Source organism: Sphingobacterium sp. 2149 (assembly GCF_031455655.1).
In the GTDB taxonomy this organism is placed as follows: Bacteria; Bacteroidota; Bacteroidia; order Sphingobacteriales; family Sphingobacteriaceae; genus Sphingobacterium.
In genome coordinates this window covers 275,465-297,804 of sequence record NZ_JAVDTD010000002.1, presented here as the reverse complement: position 1 = coordinate 297,804, position 22,340 = coordinate 275,465, and the positions used below count along the sequence as shown (strand labels likewise).

At 40.3% G+C, this 22,340-nt stretch carries 19 protein-coding genes and 1 pseudogene; 7 read left to right on the top strand and 13 right to left on the bottom strand.

The features are described 5' to 3' along the window. Nucleotides 1-8 precede the first annotated feature (8 nt). Nucleotides 9-839 (bottom strand): universal stress protein, encoded by an 831-nt coding sequence (locus J2X77_RS03575; RefSeq protein ID WP_310079126.1) that lies wholly within the window; start codon nucleotides 837-839, stop codon nucleotides 9-11. Nucleotides 840-1,066: 227 nt separating this feature from the next. Here J2X77_RS03575 and J2X77_RS03570 point away from each other — a divergent pair, with 227 nt between their 5' ends. Next, nucleotides 1,067-1,474: a DoxX family protein gene (locus J2X77_RS03570; protein WP_310079124.1), complete on the top strand. Its 408-nt coding sequence runs from the start codon at nucleotides 1,067-1,069 to the stop codon at nucleotides 1,472-1,474. Nucleotides 1,475-1,593: 119 nt separating this feature from the next. Here J2X77_RS03570 and J2X77_RS03565 read toward each other — a convergent pair whose 3' ends face one another. The 3 genes and pseudogenes from J2X77_RS03565 to J2X77_RS03560 all read right to left on the bottom strand — a co-directional run bounded on the left by J2X77_RS03565 (nucleotide 1,594) and on the right by J2X77_RS03560 (nucleotide 3,171). Next, nucleotides 1,594-2,424 carry a universal stress protein gene (locus J2X77_RS03565; protein ID WP_310079123.1) on the bottom strand — a complete coding sequence of 277 codons (831 nt, stop codon included), beginning with the start codon at nucleotides 2,422-2,424 and terminating at the stop codon, nucleotides 1,594-1,596. Between the two features lie 177 nt (nucleotides 2,425-2,601). Next, nucleotides 2,602-2,799 (bottom strand): annotated as a pseudogene (locus J2X77_RS23675) (transposase); the annotation flags it as partial. Nucleotides 2,800-2,814: 15 nt separating this feature from the next. After that, a complete protein-coding gene (locus J2X77_RS03560; RefSeq protein ID WP_209577191.1) occupies nucleotides 2,815-3,171 on the bottom strand; it encodes a transposase in 357 nt (118 codons plus the stop codon). A gap of 362 nt (nucleotides 3,172-3,533) precedes the next feature. Between J2X77_RS03560 and J2X77_RS03555 the strand changes: the two genes are divergently transcribed. Both J2X77_RS03555 and J2X77_RS03550 read left to right on the top strand, forming a co-directional pair. Next, nucleotides 3,534-3,707 (top strand): hypothetical protein, encoded by a 174-nt coding sequence (locus tag J2X77_RS03555; protein ID WP_209577192.1) that lies wholly within the window; start codon nucleotides 3,534-3,536, stop codon nucleotides 3,705-3,707. Between the two features lie 20 nt (nucleotides 3,708-3,727). After that, nucleotides 3,728-5,341, top strand: coding sequence for a fimbrillin family protein (locus J2X77_RS03550; RefSeq protein WP_209577193.1), 1,614 nt, complete (start codon nucleotides 3,728-3,730; stop codon nucleotides 5,339-5,341). A 118-nt stretch (nucleotides 5,342-5,459) separates the two neighbouring features. Here J2X77_RS03550 and J2X77_RS03545 read toward each other — a convergent pair whose 3' ends face one another. The 4 genes from J2X77_RS03545 to J2X77_RS03530 all read right to left on the bottom strand — a co-directional run bounded on the left by J2X77_RS03545 (nucleotide 5,460) and on the right by J2X77_RS03530 (nucleotide 10,317). Further along, the gene (locus tag J2X77_RS03545) at nucleotides 5,460-6,362 is read right to left on the bottom strand and encodes an IS3 family transposase (RefSeq protein WP_209577194.1); all 903 of its coding nucleotides are present in this window, start codon (nucleotides 6,360-6,362) and stop codon (nucleotides 5,460-5,462) included. Continuing rightward, nucleotides 6,340-6,849 (bottom strand): transposase, encoded by a 510-nt coding sequence (locus J2X77_RS03540; RefSeq protein ID WP_307184320.1) that lies wholly within the window; start codon nucleotides 6,847-6,849, stop codon nucleotides 6,340-6,342. Before J2X77_RS03540 ends, J2X77_RS03545 begins: the two co-directional genes overlap by 23 nt. A gap of 39 nt (nucleotides 6,850-6,888) precedes the next feature. Next, complete coding sequence (locus J2X77_RS03535; protein ID WP_310079120.1) at nucleotides 6,889-9,039, bottom strand: carboxy terminal-processing peptidase; 2,151 nt, start codon at nucleotides 9,037-9,039, stop codon at nucleotides 6,889-6,891. A gap of 174 nt (nucleotides 9,040-9,213) precedes the next feature. Continuing rightward, complete coding sequence (locus J2X77_RS03530) at nucleotides 9,214-10,317, bottom strand: lipopolysaccharide assembly protein LapB (protein WP_307184318.1); 1,104 nt, start codon at nucleotides 10,315-10,317, stop codon at nucleotides 9,214-9,216. 214 nt (nucleotides 10,318-10,531) lie between these two features. Here J2X77_RS03530 and J2X77_RS03525 point away from each other — a divergent pair, with 214 nt between their 5' ends. Continuing rightward, complete coding sequence (locus J2X77_RS03525) at nucleotides 10,532-11,812, top strand: replication-associated recombination protein A (protein ID WP_209577200.1); 1,281 nt, start codon at nucleotides 10,532-10,534, stop codon at nucleotides 11,810-11,812. Nucleotides 11,813-11,976: 164 nt separating this feature from the next. Here J2X77_RS03525 and J2X77_RS03520 read toward each other — a convergent pair whose 3' ends face one another. After that, entirely contained in the window at nucleotides 11,977-13,803 is a 1,827-nt protein-coding gene (locus J2X77_RS03520) for a PepSY-associated TM helix domain-containing protein (protein ID WP_310079117.1), read from the bottom strand. A 289-nt stretch (nucleotides 13,804-14,092) separates the two neighbouring features. After that, the gene (locus J2X77_RS03515; protein ID WP_310079115.1) at nucleotides 14,093-14,425 is read right to left on the bottom strand and encodes a hypothetical protein; all 333 of its coding nucleotides are present in this window, start codon (nucleotides 14,423-14,425) and stop codon (nucleotides 14,093-14,095) included. 344 nt (nucleotides 14,426-14,769) lie between these two features. Here J2X77_RS03515 and J2X77_RS03510 point away from each other — a divergent pair, with 344 nt between their 5' ends. The 3 genes from J2X77_RS03510 (at nucleotide 14,770) to J2X77_RS03500 (ending at nucleotide 20,070) form a co-directional block, all read left to right on the top strand. Then, the gene (locus J2X77_RS03510) at nucleotides 14,770-17,178 is read left to right on the top strand and encodes a TonB-dependent receptor domain-containing protein (RefSeq protein ID WP_310079114.1); all 2,409 of its coding nucleotides are present in this window, start codon (nucleotides 14,770-14,772) and stop codon (nucleotides 17,176-17,178) included. 23 nt (nucleotides 17,179-17,201) lie between these two features. Beyond that, nucleotides 17,202-18,410, top strand: a complete 1,209-nt coding sequence (locus J2X77_RS03505; RefSeq protein WP_209577210.1) for a hypothetical protein — start codon at nucleotides 17,202-17,204, stop codon at nucleotides 18,408-18,410. A 154-nt stretch (nucleotides 18,411-18,564) separates the two neighbouring features. Further along, entirely contained in the window at nucleotides 18,565-20,070 is a 1,506-nt protein-coding gene (locus tag J2X77_RS03500) for a S41 family peptidase (protein ID WP_310079112.1), read from the top strand. Nucleotides 20,071-20,125: 55 nt separating this feature from the next. Here the strand turns inward: J2X77_RS03500 and J2X77_RS03495 are convergent, their stop codons facing one another. The 3 genes from J2X77_RS03495 to J2X77_RS03485 all read right to left on the bottom strand — a co-directional run bounded on the left by J2X77_RS03495 (nucleotide 20,126) and on the right by J2X77_RS03485 (nucleotide 22,288). Further along, on the bottom strand, nucleotides 20,126-21,040 hold the full coding sequence (locus J2X77_RS03495; RefSeq protein ID WP_310079110.1) for a hypothetical protein: 915 nt from the start codon (nucleotides 21,038-21,040) through the stop codon (nucleotides 20,126-20,128). 173 nt (nucleotides 21,041-21,213) lie between these two features. Continuing rightward, nucleotides 21,214-21,429 carry a hypothetical protein gene (locus J2X77_RS03490; RefSeq protein WP_310079108.1) on the bottom strand — a complete coding sequence of 72 codons (216 nt, stop codon included), beginning with the start codon at nucleotides 21,427-21,429 and terminating at the stop codon, nucleotides 21,214-21,216. Between the two features lie 388 nt (nucleotides 21,430-21,817). Beyond that, nucleotides 21,818-22,288 carry a hypothetical protein gene (locus J2X77_RS03485; RefSeq protein WP_310079107.1) on the bottom strand — a complete coding sequence of 157 codons (471 nt, stop codon included), beginning with the start codon at nucleotides 22,286-22,288 and terminating at the stop codon, nucleotides 21,818-21,820. Nucleotides 22,289-22,340 lie beyond the last annotated feature (52 nt).

Genomic DNA, 22,340 nt, shown 5'->3' with positions numbered 1-22,340 from the left:
TATTCTGATTAGCCGGAATGTACCGGAATGACCATCATTGCCGCCTGACTCTTCCAAGCCATCTTCTGGGCTAAACTGGTGTTGAAAATTCGGCTTAACAAGCCCTTGTCGCGGTGGAAAGTAACCATCATATCGATATTATTTTCGTTAATGTATTGGTTAATCCCAAGGGCGATGTCTGTATGAAGGATATAACTATACAGGGGATTGTAGGGCGCCAGCAGATCTTTCATGATCGTTATTTCAGCATTTACAGCTTTATTTGCAGGATCTTCTTTGGTGACATGTACCACATATACCTCACTTTTGCGCAATACTTCAGATGCATTGACCAACAGGCGGTTCAATTTTAGTTTTACTTCCTTAAGATTTGAGGCTATCAGCATCTTTTTCGGTACCCTAAGTTCAGCCCGTGCCGGGACCACCAATAAGGGCGTGTGACAATTTTCGATCAGCTTGAGCGTATTGCTTCCGAGTAGTAGTTTCTTTAGGCCACTTTTGCCCGCGGTGCCGACGATGACGAGGTCAATATCCTCCTCTGCACAAGTACGGTTTACGCCGTAGCTTAGTTCATATTCTTCAAGCACAGATTTCCAGGCTATCCCTTCCGGGAAAAGCAGCATGAGCTCCTGTTGCCAGGTATTGAGGTCTTTTTGTTTCTCTTCTAGAATTTCTGAATTGCTGATGACAACAGGCTCGGTACCTACGGTAGGGATTACTTCGTACGTATGGTACAAGACAACCTTTTCAATACCCCATAGCGGAGCTAATTGCGCGGCGTATCGAGCAGCGGCGTAGGCATTGTCCGAAAAGTCTGTTAACAAGAGTAGGTTTTTCATCCTTATTAGTTATTTGTTTATGCTATAATCCGTCGCTAAGCTATACCGGACTTTTCTGTTGCAGCTCACAGAATTATCATCGGTTCTATAGCTTTTAAATTACGCATAAAGTATTAAAAATGCAATAAATTTATTCCTAGAATAGAAGCTACAGGACTTTCAATTTAAATAATTTCATTAATTTAGGCCGAGTGGTAATTCATTTATTAATAATTTAACCGTTTTATATGGCAATTTGGAATTCATTGGGTAAGTATAGAGATACAGGACTTTTGGTCTTGCGCATTGGATTGGGCGTGATGATGATTATGCACGGTTTGCCCAAGTTACAGGGCGGTCCCGAGCTTTGGTCAGGCGTGGGCAAGTCAATGGGGAATATTGGTGTTCATTTTATGCCTGCTTTTTGGGGTTTTATGGCTGCTGCTACCGAAACTGTGGGCGGACTATTTTTATTACTTGGTCTTTTTTTCAGACCAGCAGCACTATTGCTTGCTTTTACAATGGTTATCGCCGGATTAATGCATCTTTCCAACGGAGATGGTATCTCTGGTGCATCCCATGCGATTGAGCTCTGTTTTGTGTTTTTAGGACTCATTCTTATCGGTCCCGGTAAACACTCCGTTGATAAAAAGTAAACGGTTTTTCCTAGAAAGATATACGTTATTGAAGCCACGGTTCCTGAAGGATTGTGGCTTCACCATAACAAGCACCTTTCACTTTCATTGCGAAGGTTTTTTGTAAAAATATACTGTATTTATGATCTATCCATGGGAATAACCAATAAGTTGGCGGCGCCATTCCAGGCGATCTTTTTTGAGATGCTGCTTTTGAATAGGCTAGATAATAGGCCCTGCTTTTTATGGAATGAAAGTATGAGGTCTATATGTTTCTCTTTTGCATATTCTTCAATACCGACTGCAACATCATCGTGACTAATGTAGTCATAAATAGGATGGTATTTGTCCAGGCGTTCATGGAGGTGCTTTAATTCCTGCGCCAGGTCTGCAGCAGACGCCTCTTTTTTCGCGACATTCAGGACATATAATTTTGCTTGGAAGGTTTCCAAAACTTGGTCCAAATTAAATAAATCCAGTTTGCGATCTACCTCTTTCAGATCCGTAGTTGCCAGTACATTTTTGGGGACGGCAGGATCTACCTTATGCGACACGATAAGCATCGGCTTGGGGCATATATCCATTAACGTAATGGCATTGCTTCCTACCAGGATTTTAGCAAAGCCTGTTTGACCTGTAATACCCAATGCCACAAGATCAATAGCTTGGGCACGACATATTTCTTGAACGCCCATCGGTAAATCCACGTCTTCCATTTGATAGGATAATGCTACTTGTGGTGGGAACAACAGTCTAATTTCGTCGAACCAGTCCGCAAGTTCCTTTTCTTTGGCCGCTTTTACTTCTTCATTGACAACAACAATAGGTTCATTGTCGACGACGGTAACACTATTGTACGTGTGATATACAATCACCTTTTGCGTTTTCCATGCTTCTGTACATAGTGCAACTTGCTTTGCTGCTAGAAGAGCATTTTCTGAAAAGTCAGTTAACAGGAGGATATGTCTCATGATATTCTTTTTTATACGTTTAACTTGATAACCCACTGCTATGTCATCCCGATCCTTCGCTTAAGTGGATCTATAGGGTCTCGTATAGCGGCGGTATATTACCAAAACAATCAATCTAGCGATAAGTTACAAATAAAACGTGAATTTAATGTTAAGATCCCTCCACAGTGATGAGTATCATAAAAAACGATGCTGTCCAAACACTGTTTCTACCTCTATCGGGCGTTTACTTCGGTGATCCAGTCCTTTTTCACTCTTAAAAAGCCCTCTTGCGCTCGTTTTCAGTTCTCTAAGACGGTGATTTAATGCTATTCTGCGATTCCCTTCTGCCTGGTGGCACTTTCCGCGTAGCGAACATCCTTCACAACTTTTCGCCTGATAATAAGCGACCTAGAATTCATAACCATTGCTCGAAGTTCGTTTTCCCATGTGGATATTTTCCATTTTTGCCCCCATCGGACAGACGTAGAAATCCTCCATGGTGTTATAGAACAGGTTCTGGACAGAGAATGGATCATTCTTCATCTTTCTTTTCTGTTCCTTATGAAAATAATTGTACTTCACATAAGTTTCGATCTCCTTGTCCTCAAGCATTTCGTAGTTTTCTTCGCTGCCATAACCGGCATCGGCAACAACTTCAATGCTCTGTTTACTGTAAGCTTTCTCAAACCCATCCAGATGAAGTTTTAAGGTAGTGGTTTCAACCGGCTTCTGATGGATGGAAACGTGCGTGATAAACTTCCCCATATCTAGCATCTGCTAGATTGATTTCCACAGTGGATGGTTTTCCATTTCCCTCTTCGGCAAGCTCATTTACACGTTTACATGATTGAAAACTTGGGATGGTCAATAAAGGTATTGTCTATTTTATAGATATTCAGCATACGCGTCTTTGTTTTATTATTTGAGCAATATTTTTAATCGGACAATATATATATATATATATATATATTTAGGTAACTCTACATTATGTAGTAGCCTAGCTACAGGTATTTTTATATTCTAGTATTTGTTTGTATATGAAATATTTGGGGGATAATTTTGGACTGTTTAAGAACCTCGTTTATATATATCTTAGATTCTATTAAATCCTTTTAACATCATTTATCATGAAAAAGCAATACGTAAAACCAAAAATCGAACTATTTTTAATCGATCTTGAATCGGGTATAGCCGCTGAGTCTGCGACTGTACAGCCTCAAAACTCTAATGGTCAGGTAGTTGAACAATGGACGAAAGATAATGATGATATTAGAAACTTAGACTGGGGAAGTTATAATTAATCAAAAATATCATGAAAGGAATGGATTTAACTATAAATAGATTATTGTTTGGGCTTTGCATGGGTTTAGTTCTTTTGCAATCCTGTACCAAGTCAAACAATGTGCCTGTCGCAGAACAGGAAGGATTGGCAATTGTTACCGTAGGAGTATCGGTAGGGGATCCCGAAGAAGAAACTGTGGTATTGGCATCCAACAGAAAAGTCACAAATAGTAAATTAGCCGAGCAGGTGTCAGAAGTGGCTGTTTCAGAACACATGACATTGGGCGTAACATTAAGAGATCAACAGAACTCCCAATTAGATGCTTCCTTTAAAAGAAGCGATTATGTCGATCCTGCTCTTAACACGCGATCATTGAGGGCAGCTTCTCAGGTGATCACTAAAACGCTTGATACTAATGTAAAATATCGAATTGTTGTTTACGATGCCTCTGGTAATTATTTGCAATCAACTGACTATAGCTACGGATCTAATGCGCCACAGCTCAATTTGGATGCTGGAAAAACTTACACGTTTGTGGTGTATTCTATTAATAGCACTTCTGTCATTCCAAATGTAGACGGTATTTCCAATTTGTCAACCGCTAAATTGAAAGATGTCAATGGCGATCTGATGTACTTTAAAAAAACGATGCAGTTAGCATACGGAAATAACAACTTAGCTGTTATACTGACGCATCAGTTTAGTCAGATTACTACAACAGTGCAGATGGACAATAGTATGACTGGATCTATAGCGGCTTTATCAAATATGGTTGTCAGTCCTGCTAAAAGTTCTGCAACATTTAGCCTAAATGACGGTAGTCTTGTATATGCCTCTACCAATTCGAGCGCGGCAATTACATTTGCAGCGATCTCTTCTGGATCACGTTCAGTGACGGCTTTTCCAACGCTAGTGATCAGTCCGAATACAACTACGGCCAGTCTCACCATAGGTTCCATTACACTTGATGGTGATACGAAGAATAATATTGTTGTCCCAAATATTAAGATTATACCTGGGCACAAATATAATTTAGTATTGAATTTCAAAGCCTGTACGCAAAGCGTAACCTCAGATGCGCTTAATTGGAATTATGAGCGGGCGACTTGGACGGCTAATGGCAACTCATACAGTGGCATTATTAAAGATGGTACGCGCTATGCTAATAATGAGGTAATTACAAATACGTTTAGCGCGCCGCAGGCAAATTACGGTTTTCAATTTGATATTACCGAATTCGACAACGCTTTCAATATGCGCGTAAATGGGCAATATATATTTGGAAGCAGTACGAACGATCAGGTTCAATTTCAGACCAATACTAGTCTTGGAACCGTGCGGAATATTCAGTTTGTAGATGGTACGGAGTATGCTGTAAATGGTATACCTGAAGTTTATGATATGAAGGGTACAAGTAATGCGCCATTACTCCGGATATTGATTAGCCGATATGGGGAGGTAACATTACTGGGAAGTAAAAGTAGTGGAGGGCCTCTGGTTCCGCTAAAATTGAAAAATGGATTATCGTTCAATACCGTTAATTGGAGTGCATCGGGAAATAATAGTGTTGTCATCAGCCAAAAGGTAGACGGAAGAACGGTGATTATTGGCCAAGGAAATGGTCGAAAGCTGATTTCCTGTTCAGGGTCTTAATTGCGAATTTACTTAAGCTGCAAAATTTAGAAGAGGCTTTCCGAAAATGGACTGCCCCCAAAAGTTGGACAAATTTAGTTATTAGATTTTTAGAAATGAGCTCGATATTCTGTCGGGCTCATTCCACATTTAAATTGAGTTTGATCCGCTTTTTATTGTAGTAGAAGATGTAGTCTTTTATATCGTTTTTTAACTGCTCAGTTGATTCATATTCTTTCATATAGAAGAGCTCTGACTTTAGTGTTCGAAAGAAATTTTCAATCACAGCGTTATGCAGACAATTTCCTTTTCTGGACATACTTTGGGTGATTCCGTTTTCCCTGAGCAATTGTCGATACTTATGCATTTGATATTGCCATCTTTGATCTGAATCTAAAACCAACTCTGAGGATACTTTTGCACAAGGAAGAGATTTTTTCAACATGTCCATTACAACCTTGAAGACCGGTATGTCAGTAAGCTCATAACGGATAATTACCTGATTGAACAGATCAATGATCGGGTTAAGGTAGAGCTTTCCTTCCCTGACTTTGAACTCTGTAACATCAGTAGCCCATTTTTGGGATGGTTTGTCAGCCTTGAATTCCCTATTAAGGATATTGAGAGCCATCTTGCCCAGGTCACCCCTGTAGGATCGGTATTTTTTCACCCTGATCAGGCTCTTCAGCTTCATTTCTCCCATCAGAATAAGCACGACCTTATGGTGGTTAATACCTACTCCATATCGTTTGATCATCAGCACGATACGGCGATAGCTAAAGCGCCCCTTTTGATCATGGTATATTCTGCTGATTAGGTTTCTTACCTGTTCATATTTGTCCGGTTGTCCAGATTTCCCGGAGTAATAATAAAAAGTACTCCTTGCCATTTTAATACAGTTCAACATGGTAACCAGGTCGAATTGATGCCTTAGCTCCATTATGGCTTGCGCCTGTTTTCTTCTTGAGCAAAGGCTTGGAGCTTTTTTAGCAAAGCATTTTCCGCCCGTAAATACTCGTCTACTGCAAAAATTCCTCTTCACGCGTGAGTGGTTTATTCGTTTTCCTGGCCTTTCTCTTGATCTGTTGGTTTGCTTTTTTAGTCATAGGTTGTCTTCCTTTAGCCTGCGGCTCCAATCCTGCCGGACCAAATTCATCCAGTCTTTTTTGCCAGTTGATGATGTGGACATACGAGAAAAGGTCGAAGCGTAAGCGGGCCTCTTTCAAAGATAAACTTTCTTCACGGATTGCGCTAAGGACTGACAACTTAAAAGACGGGCTAAAGATCCTTTTCCCTTTTTTGGGAAGAAGTCCTGCATATCCATGATACTTATATATCCTATGCCTAGTGTCAAGTAATGAATAGGTGATTCCTAATTCTCTACCAAGAGATTTTGCAGAGCGATAATGCTCATCCATCTGTTTAACACAGCTCTGCTTAAATTCAAAACTGTGCTTCTTTTTCTTATTCATAAAAAAATACCCCCAGAAAGTGGTTAACTTTTTGGGGGCAATGCACTTTTTGGACACCCTCTTGCTATTTACGTTACAGTTTTAGTTTTGGGCAAATTACATCGGTTTTTTTGTGCCAAAGTTGATGATATAATCGGTCATCACTTTTGCACTTTCGTCTTTCACGAAATCCAGGTCGATTTTAGGCTGTGATTTGCCTTCTTCCCAAGCTGGTTTCCCCTGCAATTTCAATAAAGCGTTGATGCGGTCTCTATTTTTCTTGAGGTTGTCATCTTTATCTTTCTTGAATTTGTTAAATTCCAATGGAATTTTAACATCCTCATCCTTTTGAGCTTCTTCGATGTCCTCTTTCAGATATTTATATTCCAATGAGTTTTTGATGCGTGCCTCATGCATCGCTTCCAATTTTTTATCGATTGCACTCAGATCAGCTACTTTTTTGAAGTTGCTTGATTGGATTTGATCCCAAGGGAGCGCTGATTTTTCTGAGCTTTCACCAAATTTCTCTGCAGAAAACTGAGAAGGGAATACGATATCTGGTGTCACACCTTTATGTTGTGTACTACTTCCGTTAACCCGATAAAATTTACCCAATGTAATATTGATCTGTCCATACTGAGGAGCGCCTTCTGGGGTGTCTGGATCTTTTTCACCCGATGCCTTTAACAGCAATCGGCTGGTTGGGCTGATGACACGCGACATGTCTATTGCCGATTGCACCGTTCCCTTGCCGTAACTTTGAGATCCTAAGATAATCCCTCTTCCATAATCTTGTATAGCACCAGCAAAGATTTCAGAAGCCGAAGCCGAGAAGCGGTTGATCATGATGCCCAGTGGACCATCCCAGGACACACCCGCATTTTTATCTTCTTCAACATCAATGTTGTTTTTTGTATCTCTCACCTGTACAACAGGACCTTTATCGATAAATAAACCGGTCAAATCAATTGCTTCAGGTAAAGAACCACCACCATTAAATCTTAGGTCGATGACCACCGCATCCACTTTTTGTTGTTTCAGCGTGTCTAATATCATCCTAACATCTCTCGTGGTGCTCTTATAATTCGGATCGCGTCTTCTGTAAGCCTCAAAATCCATGTAGAATTTAGGAATGTTGATGATACCTACTTTATACATTTTTCCGTCCGCTCCTTTGACGTTCATGATCTCTTTTTTCGCAGACTCTTCTTCAACGACGATTTTCTCCCGTACCAGGGATACAATACGTGGATGAGAGTTCATGGGCTGGCCGGCAGGAATAATTTTCAGACGAACGATTGTTCCTTTTGGACCTTTGATTTTTGCTACAGCCGCATCAAGTCTCCAACCAATAATATCTTCAAATTCACCATCTTTTCCCTGCGCTACAGCAATGATTTTATCATTGACGTGAATGCTCTTGTCTTTGAAAATAGGTCCACCGGGGATAATTTCAAAGATACTTACGGCTTCGTTATCGATAGATAATCTTGCACCGATCCCTTCAAAAGTATTGGCCATTCCTTCGTTAAATGCCTGGGCAAAAGAGGGATTAAAATAAGAAGTATGCGGATCTACAGCATCTGTCAGCGCTTGCATCACGATCTGAAAAGCATCGTTTGCGTTGCTTTTTTTGGCTTGAGAGATCAAATTGACATAGCGTTTTTTTAATGTCTCTACCTGTTTGGTCTTTGCACTGTCGGTAGATTTGCCACTGGCAGTTTCTAAGTTGAGCAAGTCGTATTTCACACGTTTTCGCCATTGGTCATTGGCCTCCTCTGCCGTTTTGAACCAACCTAATTTTTCACGGTTAGGCTGGTAATACTCGTCTTTCGTATAATCCTGTTTTTTGCCGATTTCGGAAAGCGCATATTGCATTCTGTCCAGGTATCTCTTCGAATACACGTTGAAAATATGGAAAGCGGCCGATAGATCCCCATTTTTAATGTCCTGGGCAAGATTATTTTTGTAAGACTGAAATTCATCAATATCTGACTGAAGCAGGTAATTTTTTCCTTGATCCAAACTTTTGATCAGATTATCGTATATAATGCCCGATATTGAATCGTTCATTTTGACCTTTTTGTAGCTTGCATTTTCCAATAATCCAGAGACTTCCTTAGCGATGATCTGATGCTGTGTGCTTGGTTTAAGCCCTTCGTCATCAGGAAGTGCGACTCGTGGTTTTGAACCACAAGATACAATGGATACAACAAAAAGTGCAAATATGAGTTTCCTAAACATATTTTCGACGGTTTTATTAATCATTCTTTTTAAAAAATATTCAGCTCTTTTTGATAAGCGTGCTAAATTTAGTGAAATTCATAGCACATTACCGCAGAATCTAAAAATTAATTTGATTTATCTTTCAATATTTACAAAAAGCTTAAAGTCGCTCTGTAAACTGCTCTTTCAGTAGACCAGCAGAAGGGGTAGATTGTTTTATTTATACAGTTCATTTTTTAACTGTGTATAGGCTTTGTAGGTCTGATCAGCCGATGGATAGTCTTTTAAGACCAGATATACTTCTCCGAGTTTGTCCAGTATTGCCAACGACAGTTGCTTATTATTTTCCGCTGCGGCCAACTCTGCGGCCTGCACAAACTCTTTGATTGCCACCTTAAAGTTACCATCCTTTTGTTTGGAGGAGGCCAGCAAATATTCAATTTCTGCAAGTTCGCTACTTAGTTTTTTGGCATTGGCCAGGTCACGGGCCTGCAGCAGAAACCATTGGGCCTCTGTATATTTATGCTGATTAAAATAGATTTCCGCAAGCATTTCCCAGGCAAAAATCTTTCCTTCATAAGCTTTAGCCTTATTGAATAGCGGTATCGCACTGCGAATGATGTTGTTTTCGGCTGTTTTATATTTTCCCTGTCCCGCTCGCGCCATAGCAATTAAAAGCCAGGCGTTTGCCTGCTCCACATAACTTTTGCTCTTCATCACGTACGTATGATAGTTTTGTGCACTTTCTTCGGCTCGCTCAAAGTCCCCGCTGTACAGCTGAAAATTGCTGATATTTAAATTGATGGTTGCAATATCATCCCTGTTATCGGTGCGGTTAGCCAAAGAAAGTGCCTGATATAAAAATGCTGACGCATTGCTGCTGTCGTTATTTTTAATGGAAAATAGGGCGGCTTCATTTGATAAAGCATAGCCTGCCGTCCAATTTTCCGCTTTCTTTTGCCCTTCAATTGCATCGTTCCAGGCGTTGGCAGTCGCTGGCATCGGATTCATTAAGTAGTTGAAATGCCCAAGGTTATTGGTGCTTCGCAGCTGCAGTAGCAAACGTTGGAGTAAGAGTTGCCTCGCAATTTCTTTGCTAAAAAATTTCTTTTCAGCATAGTTTTCTGCAAGTATTTCATTGGCTGTTTTAGGTGGAGGTAAGAAGTACACTTCTGGTCCGATACCCTTAAACGAAGCATCGTATTTTTTAATCGCGCCCGTATAATCTTTTTCTGCATTTTGTGCCACGGACCGACGCGGTATATTCATGAATATGGTCAGGGTGGTCAAGATATAAAACCAGTATTTTGTCATTCTCATTGATGATTACATCACAATTAATGCTTACTATAAACTTCACTATCGGAGCAATTCAGCGTTGTTTTTGCACAACTTTCAATACTGCTCATGCGTTGTGAAAAGCAATTTACATAAATAATAGAGCAAATATGACGAAAAATTGTGTGAAAAAATGTTAAAGCGTTAAACTAAAATATTTAGTCCCTGTGCTATTTTTAATTTATAACTTTGTACTATGGCGACACGAATTCCATTAGCAGAACGACTTAGACCGCGGCAATTGAGCGCTTATGTAGGGCAGCAGCATATTGTCGGTCCCGACGCAGTGCTTTATCATGCAATCCAGCAAAAGAATATTCCTTCCATGATTCTTTGGGGACCACCGGGGGTGGGTAAAACAAGTTTAGCCTTGCTGATCGCCAAAGAACTGGATCGACCTTTCTTTTCATTAAGTGCAATTCAGGCAGGGGTGAAGGATATTCGTGAAGTGATCGAAAAGGCCGAAAGGCTGATGAACTTCAACCAAGACCAGCCAATTTTATTTATCGACGAGATTCACCGTTTCTCCAAATCACAGCAGGACTCCCTGTTAGGAGCAGTTGAGCGCGGATTGGTGACACTTATTGGTGCCACCACTGAAAATCCATCGTTCGAGGTTATTTCAGCCTTGCTCTCGCGGTGTCAAGTGTATGTATTGGAGCATCTTTCCGAGCAAGATCTCATTGGTCTGATCGAGAAAGCATTGCATGAGGATGAATACCTGCAGAAACAGACGATCGTTGTTGAGGAGTATGAGGCACTCTTGCGGCTGTCCGGTGGCGATGCACGTAAATTATTAAATGTGCTGGAGCTGGTTGTCAATGCGGCCATACTACACCGAGAGCCGATCACAAATGCCTTTGTACTGAAACAGGTACAGCAGAATATGGCGATTTATGACAAAGCAGGAGAGCAGCATTACGATATTATATCCGCCTTTATCAAATCCATCCGTGGTTCGGACCCAAATGCAGCGGTATATTGGTTAGCGCGGATGATTGAAGGCGGCGAAGATCCATCCTTTATTGCACGGCGGCTGTTGATTTTGGCCTCGGAGGATATTGGTAATGCCAACCCGAATGCCTTATTGTTGGCCAACAACTGTTTTCAGGCGGTTAACGTGATTGGATGGCCCGAATCGCGTATTATTCTTTCGCAGACGGTGATCTACCTGGCTACCTCGGTCAAAAGCAATGCTTCTTATGAGGCCATTAATAAGGCACAGGCTTTGGTGAAACAAACCGGCGACCTGTCCGTACCCTTGGCTATCCGTAATGCCCCAACAAAGTTGATGAAAAACCTAAATTATGGTGCTGAATACAAGTATTCGCATGCCTATCCAGGAAACTTTGTTGTCCAGGAATTTCTTCCGAAAGAAATCAGCGGCGTCAAATTATATGAACCTGGTAAAAATCCACAGGAGGAGAAATTAAGGCAGAGTTTACGGGACAAGTGGAAGGAGAAATATAACTATTGATTCTGGTCCAGATTTAAACACACGGGCGGCGCTGTGCGAGATTTCATCAATAGAATTGTCGGACGATAGGAAAAATTTAGCGTCAATAGAATCATAAATTAGCGTCAACACTATAGCAAAGGCGAGCGATAAAGCTCGCCTTTGCAACGATGAACATCGTAACTTTAGTATTTTGTAGCAGGTTTGTTTTTAAGGGCAAATGTGCTCTTAAGCGGCATGCGACTGGCTGTGCCCGTCGTACGGCCAACAACGCTGTCATCGGATGAGTCCGTTTTACCATTCGCATTTTCCTTTTTTTGGTTTTGCAGCATCTTTTTAAAGATGAGTAGGCCGATGATGCCCAAAGACAACCAGAGGAGATCCACCAGTAAAATATCGTTTGCTCCTGAGCGATAAGTTTCCCAGATCCAGTTCCCCGTTTTTACACCATTCGCAATTGGGATTGCAAGAGACAATATCGAGCCGAGTAGGAGTGTTTCTAAGTTTGTTTTTGCGATGTTGCGCCGGATCACATAAAAAACAGCCAGGGCCAGCCAGCTATAGAAGTAAACATGGAATATAAACGACTGATCTACTTTCGTCGCCAGCTTGACTGCAATAAAGCACATTGCTGTGATTGGGAACATCGTCAGGCAGCTCGCCATAAATACATTGGCCGCCCAGAAATTAAAGATGCGTTTGCGTTTGGGGATATTATTTTTATCCCTTGCGACGAGCCAGATCAGAATACCCGATATGATCACAAAGCAGCCCATGATACCCAATACAAAATAGATAATCTTGACGGGATAGCCACCAAAATCTGCTAAATGGAGTCGGTAAATAAACCCCTTCATATAATCTAGATAAGAGCCATTTTCTGCCGTCGATTTTTCAAAGAGGATTTTATCATCGGCCACCCGATAGATAATTTTCCCCGAACCGGCAAAATTTTTATCGATATCGGCATCATATAGCGCTACCACATGCATGCTTTTGTCTCCATAATTTTTGATAAAGATGCGGTTCATATGGCTATTTGGCCATTTGCTTTCCAGCTTGTCCAAGAAGTTACCCATGTTGAAGCTTGTCTTGAGCGGCTCATACAAATACGTATATTGTGTATTGTCGCTATAGCCAAGGGCTTCATATACTTGATCCTCCTTTCCATCATAGAGATATTTGCTAAACGGAATAATCAATACGGAGTTTACGATCAGTACGATTCCCGTCAGGGCATACATAAACTGGTATGGAAAGCCGATCACACCCAGGGCCGTATGCATGTCTGTCCATACCGTTTTCCATTTGTTGCCGGGCCGGAAGACAAAGAAGTTGGATTTGATTTTATCCCAATGGAGCATCAGACCAGAGATCAGCGCAAAGAGGAAGATAAACGATACCAGCCCAGCAAGGGTGTAGCCAAAGGGTCTGCCAATATTGATCCCAATTTGGTTGAGCGGCGCTAAGAAGTGAAGGCGATACAAAAATTCACCCATGGTATAGCCATCGCTATAATCTGACGATTTTTTAGTAGCCAGGTCATAGGAAAAATACATCGAATCTTCGTTTCCACGTCGGCCGCGGCCACGTCTTTTCTTTTTTTCATCTTTGGCCTTTGCATCTTTTACCGCTGCACCTTTATTTTCCGTCGCGAGTCGTTTCTTTTCGGCCAATTCTTTTTGCGCCGCTACCGCTTTCGCTTTATTGGCCACCAGGGTATCCTGCGATGCGCCGATATTGACATAACTCGCATGACCGTTGTGCTGCATGTAAAAGGTAATATCTCTTCCTTTTAGTTCTTTAATCTGTGCAATAGAATCTAGGAGATGATCAAAAACCATATTTTGGTAGCTTCCACCTTTGTCGGACTCGTTTTTTTGCCAGGCATTGATTTCATTTTTAAAAAATGAAAAGGATCCCGCGAAAAAAATCACATACAAAATAGCACAAATGATTATCCCAGAGATTGTATGCGTATTGAAGTAGATATTATAACGTCTTAAATTCATGATAAGGATATTATAGGTACATAAAGATGCTATAGAATACAGCGATCAGAAACAGGTATATGCCCCATATCAGCCAACCACTTTTTGAAAGAAAGGCGACGAGCAATAATATTGCCCATGCGATAAACCCCGTGACGTAAGCCGTAATCAAAATGTCTGTTTTATCGCATATTTTCGTTAGGCAAAGATGGAAGTATAGCATCACAAAATAGCCCCCAAAGAAACCAGCGGTCAATTTGAGGAAACGTTGTAAAGGAGAGCTTAGGTATTTTTTATTGGCAGGCATGTCTTAAAACACAAAAAATTCAAAAAACAGAGAAAGAAGCAGGATAACGGTCAGTTGTTTCCATTTAAAATACCGATAGGGCCACAAAAGTACGATGAGGCTAAAGAATCCCATGGTATAGGCTCCAAAAGCCAATGTTCCCGAAAGAGCACCCTGCAAGTACATGGTCCATAGCCATGAAAGACCGAGCACAGCCATGGCCAGTAACCTCGCACGGCTCTTATTTTGTATAAGAGCGATCATGAAAGATGAACCTGGTTTGATATGGACCTTTGCCGAGGAACAGTACCAAAAAAAGCTACCGGTGAAAATAAATAGGAGTAAAAGCGTATACATTGTTGACTATTTATAGTGATTAAATATCACTTCTTTTATTTAGATTCATTTTAAACTATGCAAATATATCAATTTTATTTATTCTTACAACTTGTCTAAAAATTTATCCGCTTTATTAATCACCACTCTTTTATATGTGTATATATCTCAGTATGAGTTTACTTGTTTTCAAGTGAAAAATAGAGGTTAATTGAAATTATTATTTGTAATAAATCTAAATAAATCTATATTTGTGCCGGCGATGAAAATAGTCTCCTTCTAATGATCGAGATGGCTTCGAGATTTTTCAATGAATAGACTATTTAAACGTCATGATAAACAACTGAAATTATTACCAAACGAACATGTTTAAGTCTTCCTACATCGTTTTTATATTGTTATTAGTTTTTACGAACTCAGTCCAAGCACAGCGCATCCTTACAGGTTATGTAAAAGATTTGTTTGGAAAAGGAATTGAAGGTGCTACCGTTAGTATACTGGGCACAGAAAACCGAACCTCTACTGATTTGGATGGGTTTTATAAGTTGCGTGTAGACGCTAAGCCACCCTATAAGCTAGAAGTAACTTCTATCGGGTACATTGCACAGAGCGCACTTTTAAAAGGCAATGAGAATTACAAAGATATTCAGCTCAAGAGAGATGAACGTGTTCTTGAAACGGCCAATGTTAGGGGGCAGACCGAAAACCAACGCCGAGTTAACGAAATAAAAAGATCCGGGTTTAATGTCAGCGTGATTGATATGAACCGATATGCCAATCAGACAGCCAATGTCAATCAGATTTTACGTACTGCGCCCGGTGTCACCATCCGAGAAGACGGCGGACTGGGATCCAATTTTGTTTTTCGCATTAACGGGTTGGCTGCAAAAATTTATATAGACGGTGTTCCGATGGATGATTTTGGGCCAGCTATGTCGTTGAATAATATCCCTGTCAATCTGGTGGACCGGGTGGAGATTTATAAGGGGGTAGTTCCGGCATTTTTGGGATCAGATGCTCTTGGTGGTGCCGTCAACATCATTACTAAACAACGCAATAGGCACTTTCTTGATCTGAGTTATAGTTATGGATCCTTCAATACACATCAAGCATCATTAGTAGGGATGTACACCAATCCCAAAAGTAAGCTGTCGATTCGTACCAATGCTTTCTATAATTATTCCGACAACGATTACAAGATGTATACGGAGGAGAAGTATGGAATTCTTATTCAAAAAGTAATCGATAATAAATTTGTCACTATTGACGAAGCAAGACGATTTCATGACCGTTATTATTCAAGCATGGGTCAGATTGAGGTGGGGCTGCGGGATAAAAGCTGGGCCGATCAGTTTTTCGTAGGACTGACGTATTCAGGTAACAATAAGCAAAATCAACTCGGCGCCACAATCAACAAACCTTTTGGTGGCAACTGGACCGAATCGGCTTACATTATGCCGACCATTAGTTACAAAAAACAAAACTTTCTAATAGACCGCCTGTACGCCGATATGTATGCCAACTATGGTTATGACGTCACCCGCAACAGGGATACGGCAAAATATAACTATGAGTGGGGTGGTCGTCCAATTAGCAATTCCACTGGAAATACCCCTAACCGAGAGAAATATATAAGAGATAATACCAGTAGTTTACTTGGAAGAATAAACTTGAATTACGATTTTGACGAGAGCCGCACGCAGAGCTTAAACCTGAATTATAATATCAGTACCAATGACCGTCAAACCTATGATAAAATCTTAAATCACAATACTTCGGGATTACCAAAGAATATGATTAAACATATTGCGGGTCTAGCCTGGCAAAGTCAATGGTTTGACAAACGACTGGTTGCCAACCTTGCCTTTAAATACTACGGTATTGATACCTACCAAAAGATTGACGAACGAAAATACGACGATAATAATCAGTATTTGAGTGGTGACATCGTGACACAAACAAACTATTTGGGCAATACGGGCTATAGTATCGCTGCCCGTTATCGGATATTCAAAGATGGTGGCGTAAAGTTCTCTGCAGAAAGAGCCTATAAATTGCCTGAGATGACAGCAATATATGGTAATAATTTTAATATTCTTTCCAATTGGGATTTAAAGCCCGAGAATAGCGATAATCTCAATGGCGGTTTTTACTACAATACCTTTTTTGACCAAAACCATTTTATCAATATAGATCTTTCCGGTTTTTATCGCTTGGCAAAAGACTATCAAAATACACGCATTGTAACAGACAATGGACAGGACAAATTTCAGTACTACAACATTCCGGGTGTAAAGATCTACGGCGGAAGTTTCGAAGCACGCTACGGGTATAAAGATGTTATTACTGTCGCCTTCAATGGTAGTTATGACCGAGCCATCGATAATCAGAAATACACCAATGAAAATAATCAACAAGTGAGCGCGACTTATGGGTACCAGATCCCAAACCGGCCATGGGTCTATGGAAATTTGGATTTGGGTTTTGCACAAAACGATTGGTTCAGTAAAGGCAGCCGTACACAGATCAACTGGACGACACAGTATACCAAATGGTTTTACCTAAGCGACAGCCATTTGGGCTCGCTGGCTTCCAAGAATTATATTCCCACACAACTCGTACACAGTTTGCTGCTTAGCTATTCCTGGAACCGCAACCGCTATAATCTCTCGGGTGAGGCGCGTAATATCTTTGACGAACGCGCTTACGACAACTTTCGTCTTCAAAAACCGGGGCGTGCATTTTATGTAAAATTTAGAGTTTCAATCCTATAATTAATAAAATAACATTTATAATCATGAAAAAAAATAGATTATTTGGTTTTTGTGCATTCGCTGCACTACTGCTATCTTCCTGTAAAGATAGTCCAAATGTGCCTGAGGTAACAACGCCCGAACCGACAGAATATTCGGTATGGGTTGCTACGGCAAATGGCTCCTATCTTTTAACGACGGATGAGATCATGAAGGATACCTTGTTATCGCCAGCCAACAATAAGGGCGTAGACATTACCGGCAACTTACCTCAAGCTCGCTATGCTGGTTACGCGTACATCTTTAATGGTTATTATTACCTGTCCAACGATGGTACACGTTTCAGTAAGCACCAATTGGTACAAACCCCTCAAGGGCTTTTATTCAAAGAAGTAGATAATTATGCGTTTCCAAGTGATTTTTACCTTGGAAAAGTTGCCAGCCAATTTAGCACAAACGACGAAATTGTCTTTACAAGTACAGGAGCCAGTGATGCCAACCTAGAGAAAAAAATATTTGAAAAAGATATTTACTTTATGAACACAAAGGATATGACGCTGAATAAGACTTTAAAAGCGCAGATCCCGATGTTGGATTACACCGTATATAAGAAAGATGGAACGGTCGATCCGACGATCCTCAATGTGACCAGTATGCGCGTTGCTGGAGGCAAGGCCTATTTTGGATTTTTCTACTACGATTCCGATTATAAACCTGTCAACAAAAAAGCTTATGCCTATATCTGTGATTACCCAAGTATGGCCAATGGTCATATCATGAGCGACGACAGAGCGAGCTACGTAGCTGGTCACTGGCAGCGAGAAAACTATTCTTTCCTTGATGATAACAACAATCTTTACCTTTTGACGCGTGGTAAAACAGATGGTACTTTTGCGATCTTGCGCGTCAATAATGGACAGACGGAATTTGACAAAAGCTACTTATACGATCTGAAAGATTATGCCGTAAAAGGTGGTGATCTCGCCTGGTTGGGTGATGGTAAAGCGTATATCAGGCCCTATGTTATCGATGTTGCCAATAAGAGAATCGTCGCCAACTTAGCCGAGATGACAGGTGGCGACCCTACGACTACCATTAATTTGATTCAAGACGGCAATCTCTATACCGCAGTGAAAACGCCCGCATCAAAGTGGTTTATCTACGAATATAACATTAAGAACAATAGCGTTAAAAAAGGTGCTGAAATTGATCCTGGAGTTACGCAGGTCTATCACATCAATAAATTGAAATAAAGTACAAACTTTTTAAAACCTTTCCCTATGACAGATTGTTATTATAACGTTTTTCAATAGGTAGTAAACACGCTGGCACTCCCCAAGGCTAGCGTGTTTTTTTTATTGCAGATAGGATTAAATTTTTTATGTTTGTTTTACAAATGTTTCAACTATGAAATTAAAGACTTTAATCTGCGCAGGACGTTTGGCTGCCATAGCGCTGACAGGACTGGTTGTCATTTCCTGTAAAAAGGATAACCCTAAACCCGAGCCAGAACCCGAGCCCGTTGTGACCGAGCGTACCGAAGCGCAGCTAATTAAGGATGATATTTACAAGTATTATAAATTATATTCCCTTTGGGAGACATCCATTCCTGACTATAAAGCCGATCCTTCCAAGTTTACCGATCAGTATTCCTCGGCGGGTCAGGTTTTAAGTGCGCTTAAAAAAATGACTCCTTCATATCCAAAATATAAAGAAGGTGTAATAGATCGGTTTTCATATTTTGTAGGAGCAAATGGATATAATATTAGCAGTTTTGCTTCAAATAAAATAAAAATGGATACGTACAATGGTTATGGATTTGAGATGTTTAATGTCCATTTTGGTACTAGTGATAACAAGACGGTACAACCAATAATAGATTTTGTAGAAGGGGGATCTCCTGCTTACTTAGCTGGATTCAGACGTTCTGACATTGTGACAGCAATTAATAATGATAATAAATTCTCAGTGGGGATTGATGATTCTGAAGCAAAAACTGATATGTTAAATCGTCTTTCAAGCGCTTTAAGCTCACCTAAATTTACTTTGGAAGTTATTCGTAATGATGGAAGCGTGCTAAAAAGAGAGTTAACTTATGGAGAATATGTTATAGATCCTGTTTATAAAGAAAGTATTTTTAATTTCTCCAATAATAATATTGGGTATCTCGCTTTATCTTCCTTCGAGGAAATTGAAGAAGAAACTACAGGAGGAAAGATAAATAAGAAAAATATAGACGCTGTATTTAAAAAATTTCAGGATCAAAATATTAAAAGTCTTATTGTTGATTTAAGATATAATGGAGGAGGATATGTAGATGCAGCAGTATATATAGCAGACAAGATTGGAGGTTCAAAGCTTAAATCTAAACTTATGCTGACTTACGAAACCAACAAATACCTACAATCTGATGCTACGTCAAGTTTAAGAAAGGAATTGAATATACGGGATACATACTTTCAAGGGCTTAGTACATTAAATCTAGATAAAGTGTATTTTTTAGTAAGCGAACACACAGCGTCAGCAGCAGAAATGTTAATCAACGTTATTAGACCTCATAATATTGCAGTCAAAATTATAGCGTCAGGAACACATACATTTGGTAAGCCTGTCGGTTTCTTTAGACAACTCATACAAAACAAGGTTTATTTCTGGCCCGTATCTTTTAAACTCAGAAACAAAGATGGAGTATCAGATTATTGGGATGGTTTATTAGCAGATGAACAAAATATTATAGATTACGTATTTGCAGATTTAGGTGATCCAGAAGAGAACATGTTGGAAGCTGCTTTGAATGATGCTGTTCCAAACCGGCAGAGTAAAGCATCATCACGTAAAAAAACCAGTTTTAAATATTCATTACCAATAGGAAAAGTTTATTCAAGACCAGAAATCGGAATGTTTAAAAAGTGATAAAGTGTAAAAATCCCCTAAGCAGCGCAAACATCTTAGGGGATTTTTTAGGGTATTAGTCGTTCGGAAAGATAGCCGAATGGCACAGCTCAGCCGCGGCAGCATTTGGCAAACATTTCAAATAACCGACAGGAACCTGTGCAATGATTTTCTCCAAGATGGTGTTCATGCTTGCGAAAAGGTCTTTGTTCCACCGGATGGATGTACAGCTTGGCAACACGGCAATAAAACCCTTCAGCCCCGTTTGCCATTCAAACTCATTTTCAGGTGCCTGTTGTAACCGTACCAGACCCTGTAGCGGCAAACATTCGTTCTTATAACACGAGGTTTTGCCACTCCATGGAGTCCCATAGATCACAATTCCTTCAGGTTTTATTTGGATCGCAGGATTATCATCATTGAGCAAAACACTGTCTGGAATGTATTGTAGCCATAGACGGCTATGCGTACTTTTACCAGTTCCACTCTTGCCTAAAAAGGCCACGCCTCTACCCTGATGGTTCACTACAGATGCGTGGATCATGATGGTGTCATGTAAGAGGCTCGCTTGTCCAAAGATCATCATGGCCATCCAGGTGATCACCGCACCTTGTTCTGCTGCAGCACTACTCGGTATATACAGTATGGACTTTTCAAAATTACGTTCACTATGGAGATACCATAGGCCGTCGCCCTTTTCGTTTACGATTGTGGTGACAAAACCATCTTCCCTTTCATAAAAGCGAAACCGGTTCCCCCATGCGATAGACTCATCTGTGCGGAGCAATCCCATATCCTCCGGTATCGGCGCTTGCGCAAAGCTGATCGCGACGCTAATGTCAGTTTTCTCGGTGGAGGCTAGCCATTGGAAGTTCTTAAAAGAGGGGAGAAGGTTTACCAGCGGATAATCTACGGGATGTTCAAATTCCAACACTAATTCGGCAATGCGGTAGCGCGTTTGGGATAATGTCGTTGAAGCTGGTATCTGCATAGTGCAATATAAATAAAATTTGTCTCTAAGAGTTGTAATAGAATAGGTTGGTCGCGAAGCACAACATATTCTGTAAAGGGCAAATTACGAAAGAATATTAAAATTCTCCATCAAAAAAACATATTATCAAAGCGTATAGGCTCAAAATAAAGACAATTTTTTAGACGCTTAAACTATTTATTTTTCTTTTTTGGCGGGCACGATGCTTTTTTGAGTTTTTGTATCCTTCGTAGTTCTTGAATGATACTTGATGGAAGTATGTTATATTGTTCTACCGCTTCTTCGATAAAAAATCGACCTTCAAGTATACTGGACACCGCCATCTGAAGCCGTTCTCTAAAAGGAGGCTTTGGCTCGCCAAGGTTTTCCGTTTCTCGCTTAGTTTTCATTTTTTTAGACAACAATGTGTTTTTATTTAATTAATCATTTTATCAAAAAGACCTTATTTTTCTTTTAAAGAAACATTAGAGGTTCTAGTTTAGATGAATTCGTTTATTTTCAATTCGTAACACATCTATCATGATGTAGTGTGAATAGCGGTTTTAATGTTAGTATACTAATCGATAGTCTATCGTACTATTTTAGGCTATCCAGTTTTTACTTACTCCATTTTTACATGCGGCTAGTTATTGACGATTTGTCTTACACAATGGATATTTCTTCCTTCATTTTATCCAGGTGAGGATAGGTAACATTTCCCCAGGAGAAAAGCCAGGCTACTCGGCTAAACGATGATTTAACGGAATACGCTTTGTTAATGTCATAATTATCTGCCGTTCAATAATGGTATTCACCCGCTGCCAAAGCAACTAATAGCACTCTGGCGGGACTTCCCGATACCGAACTGCCGCCAACAGAGTATGCCTTTGTTCGGTAACCTCCAAAGGAAAGCGTAAGATTATCTTCATCATAAGCGGAGTTTGCTGTATTCTCTGCTGTCTGTATGGTGGTCGAAGTCTGCGAAGTTGCCGCTATATTTCCTTTTCGGGATTTTATGAGCGCGTCTACTTCAACCCGTGAGACAATTGATTGTGCAGGTGTACTTTCCGTATTGTTTCTGCTCGCTTTGATGGAAGACATAACCTGGCTTTTTGAAACGACTTCTTCATTACCTTTGACGCCCACATTTAATATGGCACCATTGGTTGAGGGAAATTGCTCTTCCTTTGATGAGCAGGAAGCAAACGCCACCGTTATGCCGAGCATAAGCCGGGGCTTAAATTGTTTATATATGTTTTTTAATGACATAAGTGAAATTTTCTTTAGATTAATATGCCTATATATCAAAAATCCTTACTGT